Origin of the sequence: Terasakiispira papahanaumokuakeensis, assembly GCF_001709345.1 — a bacterium.
Classification (GTDB): domain Bacteria; phylum Pseudomonadota; class Gammaproteobacteria; order Pseudomonadales; family Halomonadaceae; genus Terasakiispira; species Terasakiispira papahanaumokuakeensis.
Genome location: NZ_MDTQ01000001.1, coordinates 2,347,682 through 2,366,921, shown reverse-complemented (window position 1 = coordinate 2,366,921; position 19,240 = coordinate 2,347,682). Strand labels below are relative to the sequence as shown.

Genomic DNA, 19,240 nt, shown 5'->3' with positions numbered 1-19,240 from the left:
TGTGGCTCAATATTGTCTAGGTTGTTGACTAGGATAATATTCGATTGTCAACAGGATTATCCACATTTATCTGCTCGCAACTCCTTGTTTTTTTCCTTGATATAGGGCTTATCTTCCCTGTTTATAGGGCTGTAACGCTATGAAAATATTTGGCTTTTATTTTCTGATCATTTTTTGACCAATCTAAGCGGGGCGCCTGAACTTGTAGGGTTGAGCGGTGAAATATGAGGTTGTCCACGAAGTTGTCCACAGAAGATGTGGACAACCGATTGTTGGTCAGGGTTGACCGAGCAGTACGTGGTTGGATAGATGGTATCGCCCGGGAGAATCAGGCCCTTCAATTGTGCCATATTCGGCATCCATTTCGTGCACCTGCAAATCTTCCGTGGGTGTAGGCATCAGTTCTTTGACGTTATAGACCAAACGTAATGTTTCCGGCTTTTGCTGGGCATCAAGGCGCTTCACAAAAGCCAGGTAGCCGCCGGATAAGCGCACCATTGACCCAATTGGAAAGAGTCCTTGTCGCTTAATCAGCTTTTGAGTCAATCGAGGATCAAAGTGTTCTTTGGCTTGAAGTAGGCGCTTATAGGCCAGAGCGGGGACCAGGCTGCCGCGGTAGCTACGCGCATTGGTCATCGCATCAAAAACATCAATGATTGCGGCCATGCGCCCCAACGCACTGATTTGTTCACCCTGAAGACCTTCCGGATGGCCGCTGCCATCTAATCGCTCACAGTTTTGGGTACAAATGAGTAGGGCTTCTTCAGGCATGTCTTGCTGGCGGGACAGTAGTTCTCGGGTGACCAGTGCGTGCTTGTGCATGACTTTAGCTTCATTGGCGGTGAGCTTACCCGCTTTACCCAGAATACGCTCTGGAATAAGGCCTTTGCCTAGGTCGTGGCACAGGCCGCTGAAAATGAGTCTTTCGGCCTCTTCTGTATTCTCGGGTGTTGAGAGCTGGTCTGCGAGCAGCAATCCGACACTGACCGAGTGCTCATACAGATAGTTCTCGGGTGAGCGTATGCGTGTCAGTAACAGCAGTTGTTGTCGGTCTTGCTTCCAGGCTTGTCTTAATGCCTGGCTGGCTTGCCAAGCCTCTTGAATAGGGAGTGGCTGCTTGGCTTTGAGGCGAGCGACAAGCGATTTTACGGCATTAACGGCGTGTTCGTGGGTTTGCTGAATGTCGACCTGCGCCATTTCTTCTGTCAGCTGTTCGAAGCGAGCCTTGCGTGCCTGTTTCTCAGCTTTGGCAGCCGCTTCAGCTTCTTTTTGCTGTGTTTCTTCATCTTCTTTTGGGGTGAATAGAGCAGAAAGTCCGGTGGCGATGGCGTTGCTGGAAGAGAAGCGGGCGTTGTCGCGTTGGAGTTCGGCCACCACAAATGAAATTTTACGGTCGTGCATCGCCGTGAGTCTGGTGAACTGGCAGCCGATCGAGCTGATCTTTTGCTTATCGTTGTAAGCGACGTGTTTCACTTCCAGGCTGATGTTGATCACTTGGCCATTAGGGAAAATGATATCGCATTGATCAAATTGGGTGTCTGGTAGTAAAAACGCTCTCCAATCTCCGGCTAATTCGATTTGGCACCCTTGGGCTGAGAGGTCTCTAAGCAGGCCTTGGTAGACTTCGTTGTCGCTTTTTAGATGCATCTCGATTTCTAGCGATTGACGTACTGAAGCACGGAAGAATCGGCGGCGCTGAAGGTAATCAATACTGTCTGGAAATGAGACTTTGTAGATGGTGTCGCCATCTCGGTTGCCGCGGGCCAAGGCTTTGATTTCACTGCTTTCCATTCGGCAGCCATCGTGGAACGCTTCGAATGAGAAAGGGGTGCCGCGGGTCATGAGACGGTCGCCCCAGTCAGGCTTGACCTCATCTAGGATGATGTAGCGCTCTTTGAAGTTCGTCTGGACGACATAGCTGGTGTAGTGGCCTTCAACCGCTGAAAATGAAAGGGTTAAAGGCGAGCGGCTATCCTGAAGACGCCGAAGCAGTCGAAAAATACTTTCCGGAGTGGTGAGTAACTGTCCCTGGTTCGCAGGGGCATTGTCTAAAGAGGCTTCTTGACTGCTCACGTTGAATCCTTGATGAACATTGGCAACTGCGCTCAGTGCGATTGAGGCGGTAGATAGGCCGACCCTACGGCTATGCCAGAGATTAAGCTTTAACTTTTATAAGCTAGAACACTGGTGAGCTAAAAGCACTGCTTGAGCGCATGCATTGTTTAAACAAATACGTGATGATCAAATAGTGTGATGAGCACAGTATGTTGTTTAAGCAGTGCGCACTGTAAAGCAACAGACTAATTAACCTTTGAAGGCCAAAATGGCAATTGTTGTCTGGTCTATTTTACCTAATCACATAAGTTTGTTACTTCTTTCGTGAACGGCTTTGACATCTGCTAACGTTTTGTGGCGTGAAGTGTCGCTGAGATCTGACGTTTATCAGTGGGTGGCAGGCGCGGGGAATGGTGCTTACGGACGCTCGAGCCATTAAAAAAGGCTGCCTTTGAGGGCAGCCTTTGAGTAAGGGCAATAATTTCCCTCTTGAGGAGAGGGCGTTATTTGGTTGGATAATCGCGTTTGGTGTAGCCCTTATAGAGTTGGCGAGGACGACCAATTTTATAGGGGCTGCTGATCATTTCATTCCAGTGGGAAATCCAGCCAATAGTTCGGCTCATGGCAAAAATAACCGTAAACATATTGGTTGGAATGCCTATCGCTTTCAGAATGATACCCGAATAGAAATCAACATTCGGGTAGAGCTTACGTTCTTTGAAGTAATCGTCTTCCAAAGCAATTTGCTCAAGGCGTTTGGCAATGCGCAGTTGTGGATCGTTTTCCATGCCTAGCTCTGTGAGGACTTCATCACAGGTTTTTTTCATCACTCTAGCGCGTGGATCAAAGTTGCGATAAACCCGGTGACCAAAGCCCATCAGCTTGAATGGATCATCTTTATCTTTAGCGCGGTCGACGAATTCTTCGATGCGTGATTCGTCGCCAATTTCATCTAGCATATTGAGCACGGCTTCATTCGCGCCGCCATGTGCCGGTCCCCAAAGTGCCGCAATGCCTGCCGCGATACAGGCAAACGGATTGGCGCCGGTTGAGCCTGCCAGTCGTACGGTCGAGGTTGAGGCATTTTGCTCGTGATCGGCATGGAGCATGAAGATGCGATCCATCGCCTTAGCGAATACGGGGTTGACCTTATAGTCTTCACAGGGAGTTGCAAACATCATGTGAAGGAAGTTTTCAGCGTAATTTAGGTCATTGCGCGGAAAGACGAAAGGCTGGCCAATGTTGTACTTGTGACACATGGCGGCAATCGTCGGTAACTTGGCAATGAGGCGGAATGCTGACACTTCGCGGTCATGCGCGTTAGTGATGTCGAGTGAGTCGTGATAAAAGGCGGAAAGTGCACCGACAACACCACACATGACGGCCATGGGGTGAGCGTCTCGGCGGAAGCCGGAGTAAAAGCGTGTGAGCTGTTCATGAACCATCGTATGGCGTGTGATGGTGCTTTCAAACTTTTCCCGTTGTGCCGGCGTTGGGACTTCGCCATACAGAAGTAAGTAGCAGAGCTCGATATAATCAGAGTTTTCTGCTAATTGTTCAATAGGGTAGCCGCGGTGCAGGAGAATGCCGTTTGCGCCATCAATGTATGTGATTTCTGACTCGCAGGATGCTGTCGCCATGAAACCCGGGTCATAGGTAAACAGGCCATTGGCGCCAAGCCCTCGGACGTCGATAACGTCCGGACCGTCGTTGCCGGAGAGAATCGGCAGTTCGATTGGCTGGTCTAGCCCCTCGACGGTGAGCAGCGCTTTTTTGTCAGCCATGCAGGCCTCCTTAATTTGTGTTCTTTTACACTTGCTATGCCCTTTCCCAAGTCGTGCACTATAGAATCCTGTCGCTCAATGTCAATTACGCAAAAAGACTAAGGAAAGGATGACATTATTGAGTAAAATAGTAGCACGCGAAAAATAAGATGGGTGGAATTAACCCACTTCGAGCAGTGTTATCTCCAAAATGTCGACAATGCGCATTGCGGTTGCAGGCACCCTCCCTCTATAATCTTGGTCCCGCGCAATCATTGGAGTGACATGTTGTCCAGGGATTGTATATGTCTGGTCAATGGGGCACTGCACTATCTCCAACCACCGCTGGAGCCGATACCCGGTGACAGCAAGAAGAGTGTGTGAGCCGTGAATAGCAAACGACCTGTAAACCTCGATCTATCAACGATCAAGTTTCCATTACCCGCGCTTACGTCCATTACGCACCGCGTGACTGGCGTCATTCTCTTTATCGGTTTGTTCTTTTTGTTTTGGGCTTGGGATAAATCCTTGTCCTCACCAGAAGGCTTCGCTGCCGTTAAAGATGCTTTGCAGCATAACTTTTTCGCTAAGTTTGTGTTGTGGGGGCTTTTGTCCGCACTCGGCTACCACTGCGTTGCTGGGGTTAAGCATTTGATTATGGATTTAGATATTGGCGTGACCTTGGAAGGTGGGCAGCAGATGGCGAAAGCCTCTATTGCAATTTCCATTGTTCTGGTGGTTCTGGCAGGAGTCTGGGTATGGTAACTAATATCACCAATTTTGGCCGTAGCGGCCTATCGGACTGGTTAATGCAGCGCGCCAGTGCTGTCATTATGTTGGTCTATGTTCTTTTTATGGTGGGCTATTTCTTATCGGTTTCCGATTTGAGCTACAGCGCTTGGCATGCCCTCTTCCAGCAGACCTGGATGCGTATCTTCACTATGCTGACCCTGATTTCTGTGGCTGCCCACGCTTGGATTGGTCTGTGGACGGTATCGACTGACTATATGAAAGCAACAGGCGTCCGTCTGATTTTCCAATCTTTCGTTATTTTAGCCCTGTTTGCCTTTGTGGTTTGGGGCGTACAAGTTCTTTGGGGAGCGTGATCCATGGCTGCACTGCGTACAATGAGTTTTGATGCCATCATCGTTGGTGGTGGTGGTTCTGGTTTACGCGCTGCCTTGCAGTTGGCCCAGTCAGGTCGACGCACAGCGGTAATTTCTAAAGTGTTCCCCACGCGTTCGCATACGGTTTCCGCTCAGGGTGGGATTACTTGCGCCATTGCATCAACCGATCCCAATGATGATTGGCGCTGGCACATGTACGACACGGTTAAAGGGTCGGACTATATCGGTGACCAGGATGCCATTGAGTACATGTGTTCTGAAGGGCCTAAAGCGGTCTTTGAATTGGAGCATATGGGGCTGCCGTTCTCTCGTTTAGATAACGGTCGTATTTATCAGCGTCCTTTTGGTGGCCAATCCAAAGAGTTTGGTAAAGGGGGGCAGGCTGCCCGTACCTGTGCAGCCGCTGACCGTACCGGTCACGCTTTGCTTCATACGCTTTATCAGAACAATGTGAAGCATGAAACCACTTTCTTAAATGAGTGGTATGCCATTGACCTAGTGAAAAATGCCAAAAATGATGTCGTCGGCGTCATTGCTATGAGCATCGAAACGGGTGAAGTGGTCTTCGTCAAATCAAAAGCAACGGTCTTGGCGACCGGTGGTGCGGGTCGTATTTATGCGTCTACCACCAATGCGTTGATCAATACCGGTGACGGGATTGGGATGGCTCTGCGGGCTGGCTTCCCCATGCAGGACATGGAAATGTGGCAGTTCCACCCCACCGGTATTCACGGTGCGGGTGTGCTGGTTACTGAAGGCTGTCGTGGTGAAGGCGGTTACCTGGTCAATAAAGATGGTGAGCGCTTCATGGAGCGTTATGCACCGAATGCCAAAGATCTGGCCGGTCGTGACGTTGTCGCCCGCTCTATGGTGCTGGAAATCCTTGAAGGCCGTGGCTGTGGTGAAAATGGTGACCATGTCTTCCTGAAAATGGATCACCTGGGTGAAGATGTACTGCATAAACGCCTGCCGGGGATTTGTGAGCTGTCTCAGACATTTGCTCACGTGGACCCGGTTAAGGCGCCGATTCCAGTGGTGCCGACCTGTCACTATATGATGGGGGGGATTCCAACCAATATTCATGGCCAGGCTATTACGCGTGATAGCAATGGTAATGATCAGATCGTCAATGGTTTGTTTGCCTGTGGTGAAGCCGCTTGTGTTTCTGTTCATGGTGCGAACCGACTGGGTGGCAACTCTCTGCTGGATCTGGTGGTCTTTGGCCGTGCAGCAGGTCAGTATATTGAACAGGCGCTTGATCAAGGTATTGAATATGATGAAGCCGCTGAATCTGATATTGAACAGTCCATGAAACGCTTGAATCGCTGGAATGAATCTTCTTCTGGTGAATCTGTACCGGCGCTGCGTACAGAGTTGCAGCAGTGTATGCAGAACTATTTCGGTGTGTTCCGTGATGGCCCGTACATGGAGAAAGGGATTGAGCAACTGAAGGATCTGCGCGAGCGGATTGCCAATGCTCACTTGGAAGATAAGAGCCATGCATTCAATACCGGTCGTGTTGAAGCATTAGAGCTCGATAACCTGCTGGAAGTGGCTGAAGCTACTGCGATTTCTGCCGATTCTCGTGATGAGAGTCGTGGAGCTCACAGCCGTAATGACTATCCTGACCGTGACGACTCCCGTTGGCTCAAGCATTCACTGTATATTCCGAGTACAAAAACTCTGGAAAAACGTGATGTCAATATGACACCTAAGCTGCTGACGGAAGATCTATTAAAGCACTTCGTGCCGAAAGTGCGGACTTATTAAGAGGAGATGACGATGACAATGCTCAAGGTCTCCGTTTATCGCTATAACCCGGAAACTGACTCTGCTCCTTATATGCAGGATTTTGAAATCGACACCAAAGGGCGCGATGTGATGGTGTTGGATGTCCTGAGTATGATGAAAGAGCAAGATAATTCATTGGCTTACCGTCGTTCTTGCCGTGAGGGCGTTTGTGGCTCTGATGGGATGAACATGAACGGTAAAAATGGCCTGGGCTGTATTACCGCACTGTCAGAGGTTGTTCAAGGTGATCGCCTTGTTTTGCGGCCGCTGCCGGGTTTGCCCGTGATTCGTGATCTGGTGGTTGATTTGTCACTGTTCTATAAACAGTACGAACGAATCAAACCTTTCTTGATCAATGATCAACCTGAGCCTTCGATTGAGCGGCTGCAAAGCCCAGAAGATCGCGATAAGTTGGATGGCCTTTATGAGTGCATCTTGTGCGCTTGCTGTTCGACTTCTTGTCCTTCGTTCTGGTGGAACCCGGACAAGTTTGTGGGCCCGTCAGGTCTACTTCAGGCTTATCGGTTCTTGGCAGACTCTCGCGATACGTCAACACGCGAGCGTTTGTCCGACTTGGACGATCCTTTCAGTGTGTTCCGTTGTCGCGGTATCATGAACTGTGTTGCGGTATGCCCCAAAGGTCTTAATCCGACGCGAGCCATTGGCCATATTCGTGATATGCTATTGTCGAATGCGACCTAATGGTGCGTCATTAGCAGTATGGTCAATTCGATATGACCAATCTTGTATTCGGACCTGTAGTTTTCTATAAAGTCGGATACAATAGATGGCCGAAGCCGGTGCATACGCACCGGCTTCGGCCAATTTAGCAACCATCAGGGGATTAGGGTTTCCCCCGTTTATCTGTGCAGTTCAGGGGAAGCCGGGTTGCATCAACGGTGCGACTCGTCGGTCACAGCAGATAAACTCCCCTTCATGCAGGGTGATATCAGATGCAAGAAGGCAGCATGGAGTACCAATGGAGTACCTCTCATGCCTACGGAGGTAATATCCATTACATCGAAGAGCTCTATGAGCAATTCCTTGTAGATCCAAATTCCGTACCTGAGCAGTGGCGCGATTACTTCAATACACTCCCCCGCCCGGAAGGGGCTCCCGCTCAGGATCAGCCCCTTACCCCCGTCCGTGAACATTTTTCCCAACTTGCTCGCCAGCCGCGTCAGCATACTGCTGTCGTCAGTACTGACAATGCGCAAGAGAAAAAGCAGGTTCGTGTCCTTCAGTTGATCAATGCTTACCGCTTCCGCGGTCATCAGCGTGCTGACATTGATCCGTTGAACTTGATGGCGCGTGAGCCTGTTCCGGACTTGGATCCAGCGTTTCATCAGTTGGATCAAAGCGACTTTGATACCGAGTTCCAAACGGGGTCATTGTTTCTTGGCAAGGAGCGGGCCACTTTAAGGGAAATTTACGAGGCGATTAGCCAGACCTATACCTCAACGACGGGTGCTGAGTTTATGCACATCGTCGATACTGAGGAAAAGCGTTGGCTTCAGCAACGGTTTGAGTCTGTTCGCTCTAAGCCGAATTACAGCGAAGAAGTGCGTAAGCACTTGCTGGAACGTTTGACCGCGGCGGAAGGGCTAGAAAACTATCTGGCTTCCAAATATCCGGGGACTAAGCGTTTCGGTTTGGAAGGTGGGGAATCTTACATCCCCATGATGGATGAGATCATTCAGCGTTCCGGTGGCTATGGCATTAAAGAAATTGTCATCGGTATGGCACACCGTGGGCGATTGAACACCTTGGTCAATATTCTGGGGAAAAGCCCAGCTGAGTTGTTCGATGAGTTCGACGGCAAGAAAATGATTGATCATGGGTCTGGTGATGTGAAATATCACCAAGGCTTTAGCTCCAATGTGATGACCTCTGGTGGAGAGGTTCACTTGGCCTTGGCCTTTAACCCTTCTCATTTGGAAATTGGTTCTCCCGTGGTCGAGGGGTCTGTACGTGCTCGCCAGGATCGTCGAGAAGATACCAAAGGCGACGCAGTGCTGCCGATCTCCATTCATGGGGACGCCGCTTTTTCTGGGCAGGGTGTGGTGATGGAGACATTCCAGATGTCTCAGACCCGCGCTTACAAGACAGGCGGTACGATTCATATCGTGATTAACAACCAGGTGGGCTTTACCACTTCGAAGCGTGAGGATGCCCGTTCGTCTGAGTACTGCACCGATATCGCTAAAATGGTTCAGGCACCGATTTTCCACGTTAACGGTGATGATCCCGAAGCGGTCTTGCATGTGACGCAAGTGGCGATTGACTATCGGATGCAATTCCATAAAGACGTTGTGATCGACTTGGTTTGTTATCGTCGTCGAGGTCATAACGAAGCGGATGAGCCTTCCGGTACCCAGCCGCTGATGTACAGTAAAATCAGTAAGCACGCGTCTACCCGTAAACTCTATACGCAAAAGCTCATCGATGAAGGCGTCATTTCTGAAGCCGATGATAAGCGTATGGTTGATGAGTATCGTGATGCGCTGGATAACGGGCGCCATGTGGCTAATGCGCTTGTCAAAGAGCCGAATACAGGTTTGTTTGTTGATTGGACACCGTACCTCGGCCATGAGTGGACTGCGCATGCTGATACGCGTTTTGATCTGAAACGCTTACAAGAGCTGGCACAGAAAATGTGTGAGGCGCCTGAAGGCTTTAAACTTCAGCGTCAGGTCAACAAGATTTACGATGATCGTAAAAAAATGTTGGCCGGTGCAATGCCCATGAATTGGGGCTTTGCTGAGACCATGGCTTATGCCACCTTGCTTGATGAAGGTCACCCGATCCGTATTACAGGGCAAGATGTCGGACGTGGTACCTTCTCTCACCGTCATGCAGTCCTGCATAACAACCAAGATGGCAGCCTCTATGTGCCGTTGCAGCACCTGAAAGAAAACCAACCGAGCATGACGATTCATGACTCCTTCCTCTCCGAAGAGGCGGTGTTGGCTTTCGAATACGGCTATGCCACAACGACGCCGAATGCGCTCGTCATCTGGGAAGCTCAGTTTGGTGATTTCGCCAATGGCGCCCAAGTCGTGATTGACCAGTTTATTTCCTCTGGCGAAAGTAAGTGGGGCCGCCTGTGTGGCTTGACCTTGCTCTTGCCGCACGGATTTGAAGGGCAGGGGCCAGAGCACTCTTCTGCTCGTCTGGAGCGCTTCTTGCAGCTGTGTGCCGAACACAATATGCAAGTGTGTGCACCGACAACGCCTGCGCAGATTTATCATTTGCTGCGTCGTCAGGTGATCCGTCCGTTACGTAAACCGCTGGTGGTCATGTCTCCGAAGAGTTTGTTGCGTCATAAAGATGCAACATCGACGCTTGAGGAGCTTGCAGATGGTGCTTTCCAGCCGGTTATTCCAGATCAGGGCAAACTGGATGATGGCAACGTCAAACGTGTCATTTTGTGTGGCGGTAAGGTCTACTACGACCTGATGCATAAGCGCACAGAACTTGAACGTGACGACACTGCCATTATCCGTATTGAGCAGCTTTACCCGTTCCCTGAAGAAAGCTTGGATCAGGAGCTTCGTCGTTATCCTAATCTTGAGCGTGTGGTTTGGTGCCAGGAAGAGCCTCAGAACCAAGGGGCCTGGTACTCCAGTCAGCATCACATGCGTAACGTTTTGGGTGCGATCAAGCCGGAGCTGGCGAATGCCCTCAAACTGAGTAGTCGTGCGGCTGCGGCTGCACCTGCATCAGGGTATCCGAGTGTCCACGCTGAACAGCAGAACAAACTGGTGACCGAAGCGTTTGAGGTCTAAGCCCAGATGGTGAGTTCGGGCATACGTCGGGTATGTCCGAACATTGCAAAGAATGACGGAAAATAGGTCCTGACAATGTCAACTGAAATTAAAGCTCCCGCATTCCCTGAGTCTGTAGCTGAAGGTACTGTTGCTACTTGGCATAAGCACCCAGGTGATGCCGTAAGCCGTGATGAAATTATTGTTGAAATCGAAACCGATAAAGTCGTCCTTGAAGTCCCGTCTCCAGTAGACGGTGTGCTTAAAGAGCACAAAGTGAACGAGGATGATGTGGTTGAGTCTGAACAAGTCCTGGCTACGGTTGAAGAAGGTGCCACTGCTGATGCTCCGAAAGCGGATGCTTCTGCAGACGAAAGCGCTTCTGATGCCAAAGCTGAAGCGACTGAAAGCAGCGATGAAGAAGCTGTTCAAGTCGGTGACAAGCTGGTTGCCCCGGCAGCGAAGAAATTGGCCGCTGAAAATAATGTCGATCTGAGCCAGGTTCAGGGCACCGGTAAAGGGGGTCGAGTTCTGAAAGAAGATGTTCAGAACGCCATCAAAAATGGCCCGAAAGCCTCACCGGCACCTGCTGCTCCAGCCGCCGCTGCGCCTGTTGCGGGAGCACGTGAAGAAAAACGTGTACCGATGTCTCGTATGCGTCAGACGATCGCCAAACGTTTGGTCCAGGCTCAGCAAACGGCTGCCATGTTGACCACTTATAATGAAGTGGATATGAAGCCGGTTATGGATCTGCGTAAACAGTATAAAGAGCTGTTTGAGAAGACCCATAATGGTACTCGTCTGGGCTTTATGTCCTTCTTCGTCAAAGCGGCGACTGAAGCGCTGAAGCGTTTCCCTGATGTGAACGCTTCTATCGATGGGACTGATATCGTGTATCACGGTTATCAGGATATCGGTGTTGCCGTCTCTACACCGCGTGGTTTGATGGTGCCGGTATTACGCGATACTGATTCCCTCACACTGGCCGGTATTGAGAGCACGATTTCAGACTTCGGTAAACGCGGCCGTGACGGTAAAATCGGCATCGAAGATATGCAGGGTGGGACTTTCACCATCACCAACGGTGGTGTTTTTGGTTCTCTGATGTCTACGCCGATCCTGAATCCGCCGCAAACTGCCATCTTGGGCATGCATAAAATTCAGGAACGGCCCATGGCGGTCAATGGCGAAGTTGTGATTCGCCCGATGATGTACCTGGCATTGTCATATGATCACCGCATGATTGATGGTAAGGATGCGGTTCAGTTCCTGGTCACTATCAAGGAGCTGTTGGAAGATCCGGCTCGCATCCTGCTTGAAGTTTAATTGAGCCAAATGGTCGAGGATGTTAACGCGTTAACGTCGTAACGACCGACTCTAGGCAGGCTGGTGGTTGTCAGCCTGCCTATTTGAAACAGCGATTTTGTTATGGCCTGAAGTTTTTGTGATGTCACTTCAGGCGTTATCCTGATACAGCACAGACAGGAAGAGACCATGTCCGAAAAATTTGATGTTATCGTCATCGGAGCAGGCCCTGGCGGTTATGTCGCCGCTATTCGAGCCGCTCAACTGGGCCTTAAAACTGCGTGTGTCGAGAAGTGGTTGAATAAGGATGGTAAGGCCGTTTTCGGTGGGACTTGCTTGAACGTAGGCTGTATTCCCTCTAAAGCGCTGCTAGAAGCTTCTCATAAGTTCGCCGAAGCGCGTGATGACTTCGAAGAGTTCGGTATCGAAGCGCCTGACGTCAAAATGGACGTCAAAAAAATGATTGCCCGCAAAGACAAAATCGTTAACCAGCTGACCGGCGGTATTGCGATGTTGTTTAAGGCCAATGGGGTCACGGCTTTTGAAGGGACAGGTAAAGTACTGTCCGGTAAAAAAGTCGAAGTGACTGGGCATGATGGCAACAATCAGACCTTAGAAGCCGAGAATATTATTATTGCTTCGGGTTCTGTTCCGGCTGAAATTCCGCCGACGCCGCTGACTGAAGGTCTTATCGTTGACTCCACCGGCGCTTTAGAGTTTGAAGAAACGCCTAAGCGTCTCGGCGTGATTGGTGGTGGTGTCATCGGCCTGGAGCTGGGGTCTGTTTGGAATCGCCTGGGTTCTGAAGTGACTGTTTTCGAAGCGATGGATTCTTTCCTCGCAACGGCTGACCAGCAGATCGCGAAAGAAACCAAAAAACTGCTGAGTAAACAGGGTCTCAATATTGAGCTGAGTGCCCGTGTAACAGGCAGTGATATCAAAGATAAAGAAGTGACGGTTAAATACACCGATGCCAAAGGCGAGCAAGAAAAAACCTTTGATAAGCTGATCGTGTGTGTGGGCCGCCGTCCTTATACCCAGAGCCTGCTGTCTGATGATGCCGGTGTCTCTCTGGATGAGCGTGGCTTCATTTATGTCGACGATCATTGCCGCACTTCAGTGCCAGGCGTTTACGCGATTGGTGATGTTGTGCGTGGGCCGATGCTGGCGCATAAAGCCTCTGAAGAAGGCATCATGGTGGCAGACATCATTGCTGGCCATAAAGCTGAAGTGAATTATGATGTGATTCCCAACGTCATCTATACTTTCCCGGAAGTGGCGTGGGTGGGTAAAACGGAAGAAGAACTCAAGGCGGATGGCGTGCCGGTTTCAACGGGCGTTTTCCCCTTCTCAGCCATCGGTCGTGCCATGGCTAATGGCTGTACGGATGGTATGGTCAAAATCATTGCTCACGCAGAAACTGACCGAATCCTGGGGATGCACATCCTGGGTCAGAATGCGGGTGAAATGATTCATAACGGAGTCGTCGCTATGGAATTCGGCTCTTCAGCCGAAGACTTGGCATTGATGTGCTTCGCGCACCCGACGCTTTCCGAGGCTGTGCATGAAGCTGCGTTGTCTGTAGATGGACACGCAATTCACATGGCCAACCGTAAGAAGCGAAAATAAGTCTTCTACGGATGCAGTCAGTTGTTGATGCTTCTAGAAAGAAACACTCAACTGACTGCAGGGGGAGGGGCTTATGAGAGTGAATACTGACATGGTTCGCCTTCATATGAGCACCGCGCTAGCAGTGGTGGTCATATGATCGATTTAATCTGTCAACAGTATTGGCTATCATGGCGCCTCCATTTTGTAATAAGTTCAATATAACGGCATAGCGATATGAACCTGCACGAGTATCAGGGTAAGAAACTGTTCGCCGATTACGGCCTGCCGGTCTCTATAGGTCAAGCTGTAGATACCCCGGAAGCCGCTGCCGCAGCATGTCAGGAAATCGGTGGTGACAAATGGGTGGTTAAAGCTCAGGTCCACGCCGGTGGCCGCGGTAAAGCAGGCGGTGTCAAGCTGGTAGACTCTCCGGAAGCTGCCGCTGAATTCGCCAAAAACTGGCTGGGTAAAAACCTGGTAACTTATCAGACTGATGCAAATGGTCAGCCGGTAAGTAAAATCCTGGTTGAATCTTGCACTGACATTGCTCAGGAACTGTATCTGGGCGCAGTGGTTGATCGCACGACCCGTCGTATCGTCTTTATGGCGTCTACTGAAGGTGGTGTTGAGATTGAGAAAGTCGCGGAAGAAACGCCTGAAAAAATCATCAAGGCGACTATTGATCCGTTGACGGGTGCTCAACCGTACCAAGCTCGTGAGCTGGCCTTCAAACTGGGCCTGAACAAAGAGCAGATCAAGCAGTTCACTAAGATCTTCCTGGGCCTGGCCCAGTTGTTTGAAGATAAAGATCTGGCGCTGATCGAGATTAACCCGCTGGTCATTACAGTCGAAGGTAATCTGCACTGCCTGGACGCCAAATTAGGTGTTGATGGCAATGCACTGTATCGCCATAAAGATCTGCAGGCGATGAATGACCCGAGTCAGGAAGATCAGCGTGAAGCTCACGCGGCTGAGTGGGAGCTCAACTATGTCGCGCTGGATGGCAACATTGGCTGCATGGTCAATGGCGCTGGTCTGGCGATGGGCACCATGGATATCGTCAATCTGCATGGTGGTAGCCCGGCTAACTTCCTCGACGTCGGTGGCGGTGCGACTAAAGAGCGTGTGGCTGAAGCGTTCAAAATTATCCTCTCTGACGATAATGTTAAGGCCGTTCTGGTCAACATCTTCGGGGGTATCGTGCGTTGTGACATGATCGCTGAAGGCATCATCGGTGCCGTTGAGCAGGTCGGTGTTAAAGTTCCGGTCGTTGTACGTCTGGAAGGTAACAACGCAGAACTCGGTGCTAAAACACTCGAAGACAGTGGTCTGAATATCATCGCGGCCACCAGCCTGACTGACGCTGCACAGCAGGTTGTTAAAGCGGCGGAGGGCAAGTAATGAGTATCCTGATTAATAAAGACACCAAGGTCATCTGCCAAGGGTTCACTGGTGGCCAAGGGACTTTCCACTCTGAGCAAGCGATTGCTTATGGTACTCAGATGGTGGGTGGTGTAACGCCAGGTAAAGGCGGCACAACTCACTTGGGGCTGCCAGTCTTTAACACGGTTAAAGAAGCGGTTGAGACTACGGGTGCAGAAGCTTCTGTTATCTATGTACCGGCACCGTTTTGTAAAGACTCTATCCTGGAAGCAGCCAACAGCGGTATCAAACTGATTGTTTGTATTACTGAAGGCATTCCGACACTGGATATGCTGGACTGTAAAGTGAAGTGTGATGAGCTGGGTGTTCGACTGATCGGCCCGAACTGCCCCGGTGTGATCACGCCGGGAGAATGTAAAATCGGCATCATGCCGGGCCACATTCATAAGCCGGGTAAAGTCGGTATCGTATCGCGCTCTGGTACACTGACTTACGAAGCCGTTAAGCAAACAACTGACGCTGGCTTCGGTCAGTCCACTTGTGTGGGTATCGGTGGTGACCCCATCCCGGGTTCTAACTTTATCGACATTCTGCAGATGTTCCAGGATGACCCGCAGACTGAAGCGATTGTCATGATTGGTGAAATCGGTGGAACGGCTGAAGAAGAAGCCGCTGCCTTTATCAAAGCCAATGTGACTAAGCCTGTTGTCTCTTACATTGCTGGTGTGACTGCACCGAAAGGCAAGCGTATGGGCCATGCTGGTGCCATCATTTCTGGTGGTAAAGGGACAGCCGATGAGAAGTTTGCTGCGCTCGAAGCGGCAGGCGTGAAAACTGTACGCTCCTTGGCTGAAATCGGTTCTGCTTTGAAAGAAAAAGCAGGCTGGTAAGCGAGTCGATTGAGTGTTTGTTGCTTCTTTGAAGTGACATCAAAACGGCCACCCTCGGGTGGCCGTTTCTTTTAGTCTGATAGACTGACTGTTTTGTGCAGTGCTTTTATCGTCCTACTAGGAGCCTTCTGTCATCGCTTCTAGTTCCAGCCAACGTTCCATCAAGGTTTCCAGCGCATTTTGCAGATCAGTCAATTTCGCCAGTTCTACGGTCACCTCTTCGGTGGGACGACTATAGAAGCCTGGGTCGCCGACAATGGCTTCTTGGGCTGCAATTTCGGCTTCCTGCTGCTCAATTTGAGCCGGTAGCTGGTCAAGCTCTCGTTGATATTTATAACTCAGCTTTTTACGACTTGGCGCCGTTTCGGCTGCCTTCGCTTGATGAGATGATGTCGCTGACACCGTATCACTTTGCGGGGCACTTAAAGCCGGGAATCGACCGCCTTGACGAATCCAGTCTTCATAACCACCGACATACTCGCGAATTTTGCCTTGGCCTTCAAAAGCCACAATACTGGTGACGACATTATCGAGAAAGGCACGGTCGTGGCTGACCAATAACAAAGTCCCTGGATATTCGGCTAAGCGCTCTTCGAGCAGCTCCAGGGTTTCTAGGTCCAGATCGTTGGTCGGCTCATCCATCACCAGCAAATTTGACGGCTGAGCAAATAAGCGAGCCAATAACAAACGGTTCTGCTCACCGCCTGATAAAGCACGTACCGGTTGGCGGGCACGCTCTGGTGTGAAGAGAAAGTCCTGTAGGTAACCCATCACGTGCTTTTGCTGACCATTGATGGTGACGCTGGTCCGACCTTCAGCCAAGTTATCCAATACATTCTTGTCGGGATCGAGCCCCGCCCGGAGTTGATCGAAATAGGCGACTTCGAGTTTGGTTCCAATCTTGACCTGGCCGTTGGTGGGCGAAAGCTCGCCTAACAAGAGTTTTAGCAGTGTTGTTTTACCCGCACCATTGCGCCCCAGGAGGCCGATTCGATCGCCCCGCATGACGCTCATATTGAGATGCTGGATAATCGGCTTTTCGCCATAGTCGACGCTCACATCCGTGAGCTCTGCCACCAGCTTTCCTGACCGATCCGCACTTTCGATTTGGATTTCAGCTTTGCCCTGGCGTTTTAAGCGGGCCGCCCTTTCCTGACGCATGGCTTTGAGTGCTCGAACGCGACCTTCATTCCGTGTTCTCCGCGCTTTGATGCCCTGACGGATCCAGGTCTCCTCTTGGGCCAATCGGCGATCAAACTCAGCCTGATGCCTGGCTTCTATTTCGAGCTGGTGTTGTTTCCAGTCGAGGAACTCAAGATAACGGCCTTCCCAGCTGGTGATTTGGCCGAGATCCAATTCAATCATGCGTGTGGCTACCGCCTGCATAAAAGCCCGATCGTGGGTAATCAGCATGACGGCGCCTGGAAATTGTTTGATTTGCTCTTCCAACCACTGGATGGTGTCAATGTCTAAATGGTTGGTCGGCTCATCAAGCAGTAATAGATCCGGCTCACTGACCAAAGCCTTGGCTAATGCCACGCGGCGGCGCCAACCGCCAGACAAGCTCGCCATCAGGGTATTGGCATCCAGCTGTAAGCGTTTCAGCATTTGCTCGACACGCTTCTGTAGATTCCAGCCATCAATGGCTTCGAGCTGGTGCTGTAGCTGTTCTAAGCGCTTAAGGTCGACATGTTCGGCTTGATGGGTGAGGCGATGAAACTCTTCTAGTAACGCCCCCGCTTCTGCTAAACCTTCGGCCACCACTTGATAGACGGTTCTTTCGTCAGCGGCCGGGAGTACTTGCGGTAATGTGCCGATTTTGAGTTCTGGTTTGCGCCAGATGTGGCCATCATCTGAATGGATTTCACCAGCGACGAGCTTTAGCAGAGAGGATTTTCCGGCACCATTACGCCCCAGCAATGCCAGCTTTTCACCTTCTTCAATGACTAAATCGGCCTCTTTCAGTAAGGGCGTAGGCCCGTAGGCTAGGTGTAGATTTTCAAAACGGATTAAAGTCATAGATCGCTCAATAGAAAAAAATACTTTGGAGAACCCTGTCAGAGACTTCTGGCATGAGCATTCCATCAAAATATGGGGTTGAGGCCATTATACCTATATCAGAATACAAAGCGGGCCGCATTCAATGCGGCCCGTTATCTCAAGCTTATCAAGTGAGCGCCAAACGGTTGCTTGCTGGCGCATTTTGAATACCTGTGGGGTAATGCTGGTTACGATTCCTGTTCAACCATGGCCGGTAATCCTGCGCGTTCGCGCAGACGTCTCTCAACCAGCTCGGTTAACGCTTTGGGCTGGAACTTAGACAGGAAGTCATCACAGCCAACGCGTTGTACCATGGCTTTATTAAAGTTACCGGATAAAGAGGTATGCAAGACGATGAAGAGATCCTTCAAGCGCTTATCCTCGCGAATTTCCCGAGTCAGGCGATAGCCATCCATTTCGGGCATTTCGGCATCCGTGATCAGCATCAATAATTTTTGTGGCACATCTTCATCCGCATCGGCCCATGCTTTCAGCTTATTCAGCCCTTCACGGCCATTGGTCGCCACATGCAATGTGATATTAAGGCTGGAAAGGGCTTCACGAACTTGAGAGATGGCAGTGGGTGAATCATCGACCATAAGAATCTCAGTTTCGCTCGCCACTTTTAATAACTCAGGGTCCATGCTGTCAGTATCGACGACCACTTGGTGAGGCGAGATTTCTGCCAGGACTTTCTCGACATCGATAATCTCAATTAATCGATTATCCATATGGGTAATGGCCGTCAAGTAGTGAGCGCGGCCACTGGTACGCGGTGGCGGCATAATCTCTTCCCAGTTCAAGTTGACGATACGGTCCACTCCGCCAACCAGAAAAGCCTGAACTGAGCTGTTGTATTCCGTCACAATGAGATTACTTTCCTCGGATATCGGGAGCGGTGGCATGCCGACAGCCTGGGCCAGATTGATCACCGGCACGGTGTGACCGCGGTGGTGAGTGACCCCCGATATGTAAGGATGAGATTCAGGCAGGCTCGTGAGTTTGGGCAACCGCATCACTTCCTGAACCTTGAATACGTTAATGGCAAACAGCTGTTGGCTGTGCAGACGGAACATCAATAGTTCCAGGCGGTTTTCTCCCACCAGGCGTGTGCGGGAATCAACGGTGTCCAGAACCCCTGCCATAATCTTTCCTCACATGCGATGAGTTACCAGAAAAGTAACTCACGAATTAATACTGCCATTTAAGCACTCTGCTCATTCGGTACTCGGCTGACTTGTCTAATAGGGTCTCGCCCTAATGCCGACTCGCCCTGACACTGACTCGCTTTAATGCATTAAGTACCTTGTTCACAGCGGTTACCCAGAACGAAACAAGTGTTGTCTGTCCATCTTAGTGAAAAAAATAAGATCTGACTATGTTCTGACATCCAGATGCTGGTGAACGATGGACTCAAGAGACCATATTTAACAGTTGCTGACCTTTTGTAGCCGTTTCTATAGGGGGCACTCGGATATCCCCAGACGATATGTTTAAATCAATATAGT

At 50.4% G+C, this 19,240-nt stretch carries 13 protein-coding genes; 9 read left to right on the top strand and 4 right to left on the bottom strand.

The window, feature by feature from the left end; all coding sequences use genetic code 11:
* Positions 1–276: 276 nt before the first annotated feature.
* Together BFW38_RS10295 and gltA are read right to left on the bottom strand one after the other, a co-directional pair.
* A complete protein-coding gene (locus BFW38_RS10295; protein ID WP_068998487.1) occupies positions 277–2,073 on the bottom strand; it encodes an HD domain-containing phosphohydrolase in 1,797 nt (598 codons plus the stop codon).
* Positions 2,074–2,558: 485 nt separating this feature from the next.
* Positions 2,559–3,839, bottom strand: a complete 1,281-nt coding sequence (gltA, locus tag BFW38_RS10290; RefSeq protein WP_068998485.1) for a citrate synthase — start codon at positions 3,837–3,839, stop codon at positions 2,559–2,561.
* Positions 3,840–4,205: 366 nt separating this feature from the next.
* On the opposite strand from gltA, the gene sdhC reads away from it, so the two are divergent.
* From sdhC to sucD, 9 genes are all read left to right on the top strand, one after another.
* Complete coding sequence (sdhC, locus tag BFW38_RS10285) at positions 4,206–4,583, top strand: succinate dehydrogenase, cytochrome b556 subunit (RefSeq protein WP_068998483.1); 378 nt, start codon at positions 4,206–4,208, stop codon at positions 4,581–4,583.
* Entirely contained in the window at positions 4,577–4,924 is a 348-nt protein-coding gene (sdhD, locus tag BFW38_RS10280; RefSeq protein WP_068998482.1) for a succinate dehydrogenase, hydrophobic membrane anchor protein, read from the top strand. The genes sdhC and sdhD overlap by 7 nt, the downstream gene beginning before the upstream one ends.
* Before the next feature lie 3 nt (positions 4,925–4,927).
* Positions 4,928–6,715 (top strand): succinate dehydrogenase flavoprotein subunit, encoded by a 1,788-nt coding sequence (gene sdhA, locus BFW38_RS10275; RefSeq protein WP_068998480.1) that lies wholly within the window; start codon positions 4,928–4,930, stop codon positions 6,713–6,715.
* Positions 6,716–6,727: 12 nt separating this feature from the next.
* On the top strand, positions 6,728–7,438 hold the full coding sequence (locus BFW38_RS10270) for a succinate dehydrogenase iron-sulfur subunit (RefSeq protein WP_068998478.1): 711 nt from the start codon (positions 6,728–6,730) through the stop codon (positions 7,436–7,438).
* Positions 7,439–7,689: 251 nt separating this feature from the next.
* Positions 7,690–10,524 (top strand): 2-oxoglutarate dehydrogenase E1 component, encoded by a 2,835-nt coding sequence (locus BFW38_RS10265; protein WP_068998476.1) that lies wholly within the window; start codon positions 7,690–7,692, stop codon positions 10,522–10,524.
* A gap of 75 nt (positions 10,525–10,599) precedes the next feature.
* On the top strand, positions 10,600–11,829 hold the full coding sequence (gene odhB, locus BFW38_RS10260) for a 2-oxoglutarate dehydrogenase complex dihydrolipoyllysine-residue succinyltransferase (RefSeq protein ID WP_068998474.1): 1,230 nt from the start codon (positions 10,600–10,602) through the stop codon (positions 11,827–11,829).
* Between the two features lie 168 nt (positions 11,830–11,997).
* Complete coding sequence (gene lpdA / locus BFW38_RS10255) at positions 11,998–13,437, top strand: dihydrolipoyl dehydrogenase (protein ID WP_068998473.1); 1,440 nt, start codon at positions 11,998–12,000, stop codon at positions 13,435–13,437.
* Positions 13,438–13,653: 216 nt separating this feature from the next.
* Positions 13,654–14,820, top strand: a complete 1,167-nt coding sequence (gene sucC / locus BFW38_RS10250) for an ADP-forming succinate--CoA ligase subunit beta (RefSeq protein WP_068998470.1) — start codon at positions 13,654–13,656, stop codon at positions 14,818–14,820.
* Positions 14,820–15,692 (top strand): succinate--CoA ligase subunit alpha, encoded by an 873-nt coding sequence (gene sucD, locus BFW38_RS10245; protein WP_068998469.1) that lies wholly within the window; start codon positions 14,820–14,822, stop codon positions 15,690–15,692. The genes sucC and sucD overlap by 1 nt, the downstream gene beginning before the upstream one ends.
* Positions 15,693–15,809: 117 nt before the next feature.
* Here the strand turns inward: sucD and BFW38_RS10240 are convergent, their stop codons facing one another.
* Together BFW38_RS10240 and BFW38_RS10235 are read right to left on the bottom strand one after the other, a co-directional pair.
* Positions 15,810–17,711 (bottom strand): ATP-binding cassette domain-containing protein, encoded by a 1,902-nt coding sequence (locus tag BFW38_RS10240; RefSeq protein ID WP_068998467.1) that lies wholly within the window; start codon positions 17,709–17,711, stop codon positions 15,810–15,812.
* 209 nt (positions 17,712–17,920) lie between these two features.
* Positions 17,921–18,877, bottom strand: coding sequence for a chemotaxis protein CheV (locus tag BFW38_RS10235; RefSeq protein WP_068998465.1), 957 nt, complete (start codon positions 18,875–18,877; stop codon positions 17,921–17,923).
* Positions 18,878–19,240 lie beyond the last annotated feature (363 nt).

Bases quoted from the DNA above. Each gene is read 5' to 3' on its own strand.
- sucC (WP_068998470.1), top strand. From the start codon at position 13,654: ATGAACCTGCACGAGTATCAGGGTAAGAAACTGTTCGCCGATTACGGC.
- BFW38_RS10270 (WP_068998478.1), top strand. From the start codon at position 6,728: ATGACAATGCTCAAGGTCTCCGTTTATCGCTATAACCCGGAAACTGAC.
- sdhD (WP_068998482.1), top strand. From the start codon at position 4,577: ATGGTAACTAATATCACCAATTTTGGCCGTAGCGGCCTATCGGACTGG.
- sdhA (WP_068998480.1), top strand. From the start codon at position 4,928: ATGGCTGCACTGCGTACAATGAGTTTTGATGCCATCATCGTTGGTGGT.
- odhB (WP_068998474.1), top strand. From the start codon at position 10,600: ATGTCAACTGAAATTAAAGCTCCCGCATTCCCTGAGTCTGTAGCTGAA.
- lpdA (WP_068998473.1), top strand. From the start codon at position 11,998: ATGTCCGAAAAATTTGATGTTATCGTCATCGGAGCAGGCCCTGGCGGT.
- gltA (WP_068998485.1), bottom strand. From the start codon at position 3,839: ATGGCTGACAAAAAAGCGCTGCTCACCGTCGAGGGGCTAGACCAGCCA.
- BFW38_RS10240 (WP_068998467.1), bottom strand. From the start codon at position 17,711: ATGACTTTAATCCGTTTTGAAAATCTACACCTAGCCTACGGGCCTACG.
- BFW38_RS10235 (WP_068998465.1), bottom strand. From the start codon at position 18,877: ATGGCAGGGGTTCTGGACACCGTTGATTCCCGCACACGCCTGGTGGGA.
- BFW38_RS10265 (WP_068998476.1), top strand. From the start codon at position 7,690: ATGCAAGAAGGCAGCATGGAGTACCAATGGAGTACCTCTCATGCCTAC.
- sucD (WP_068998469.1), top strand. From the start codon at position 14,820: ATGAGTATCCTGATTAATAAAGACACCAAGGTCATCTGCCAAGGGTTC.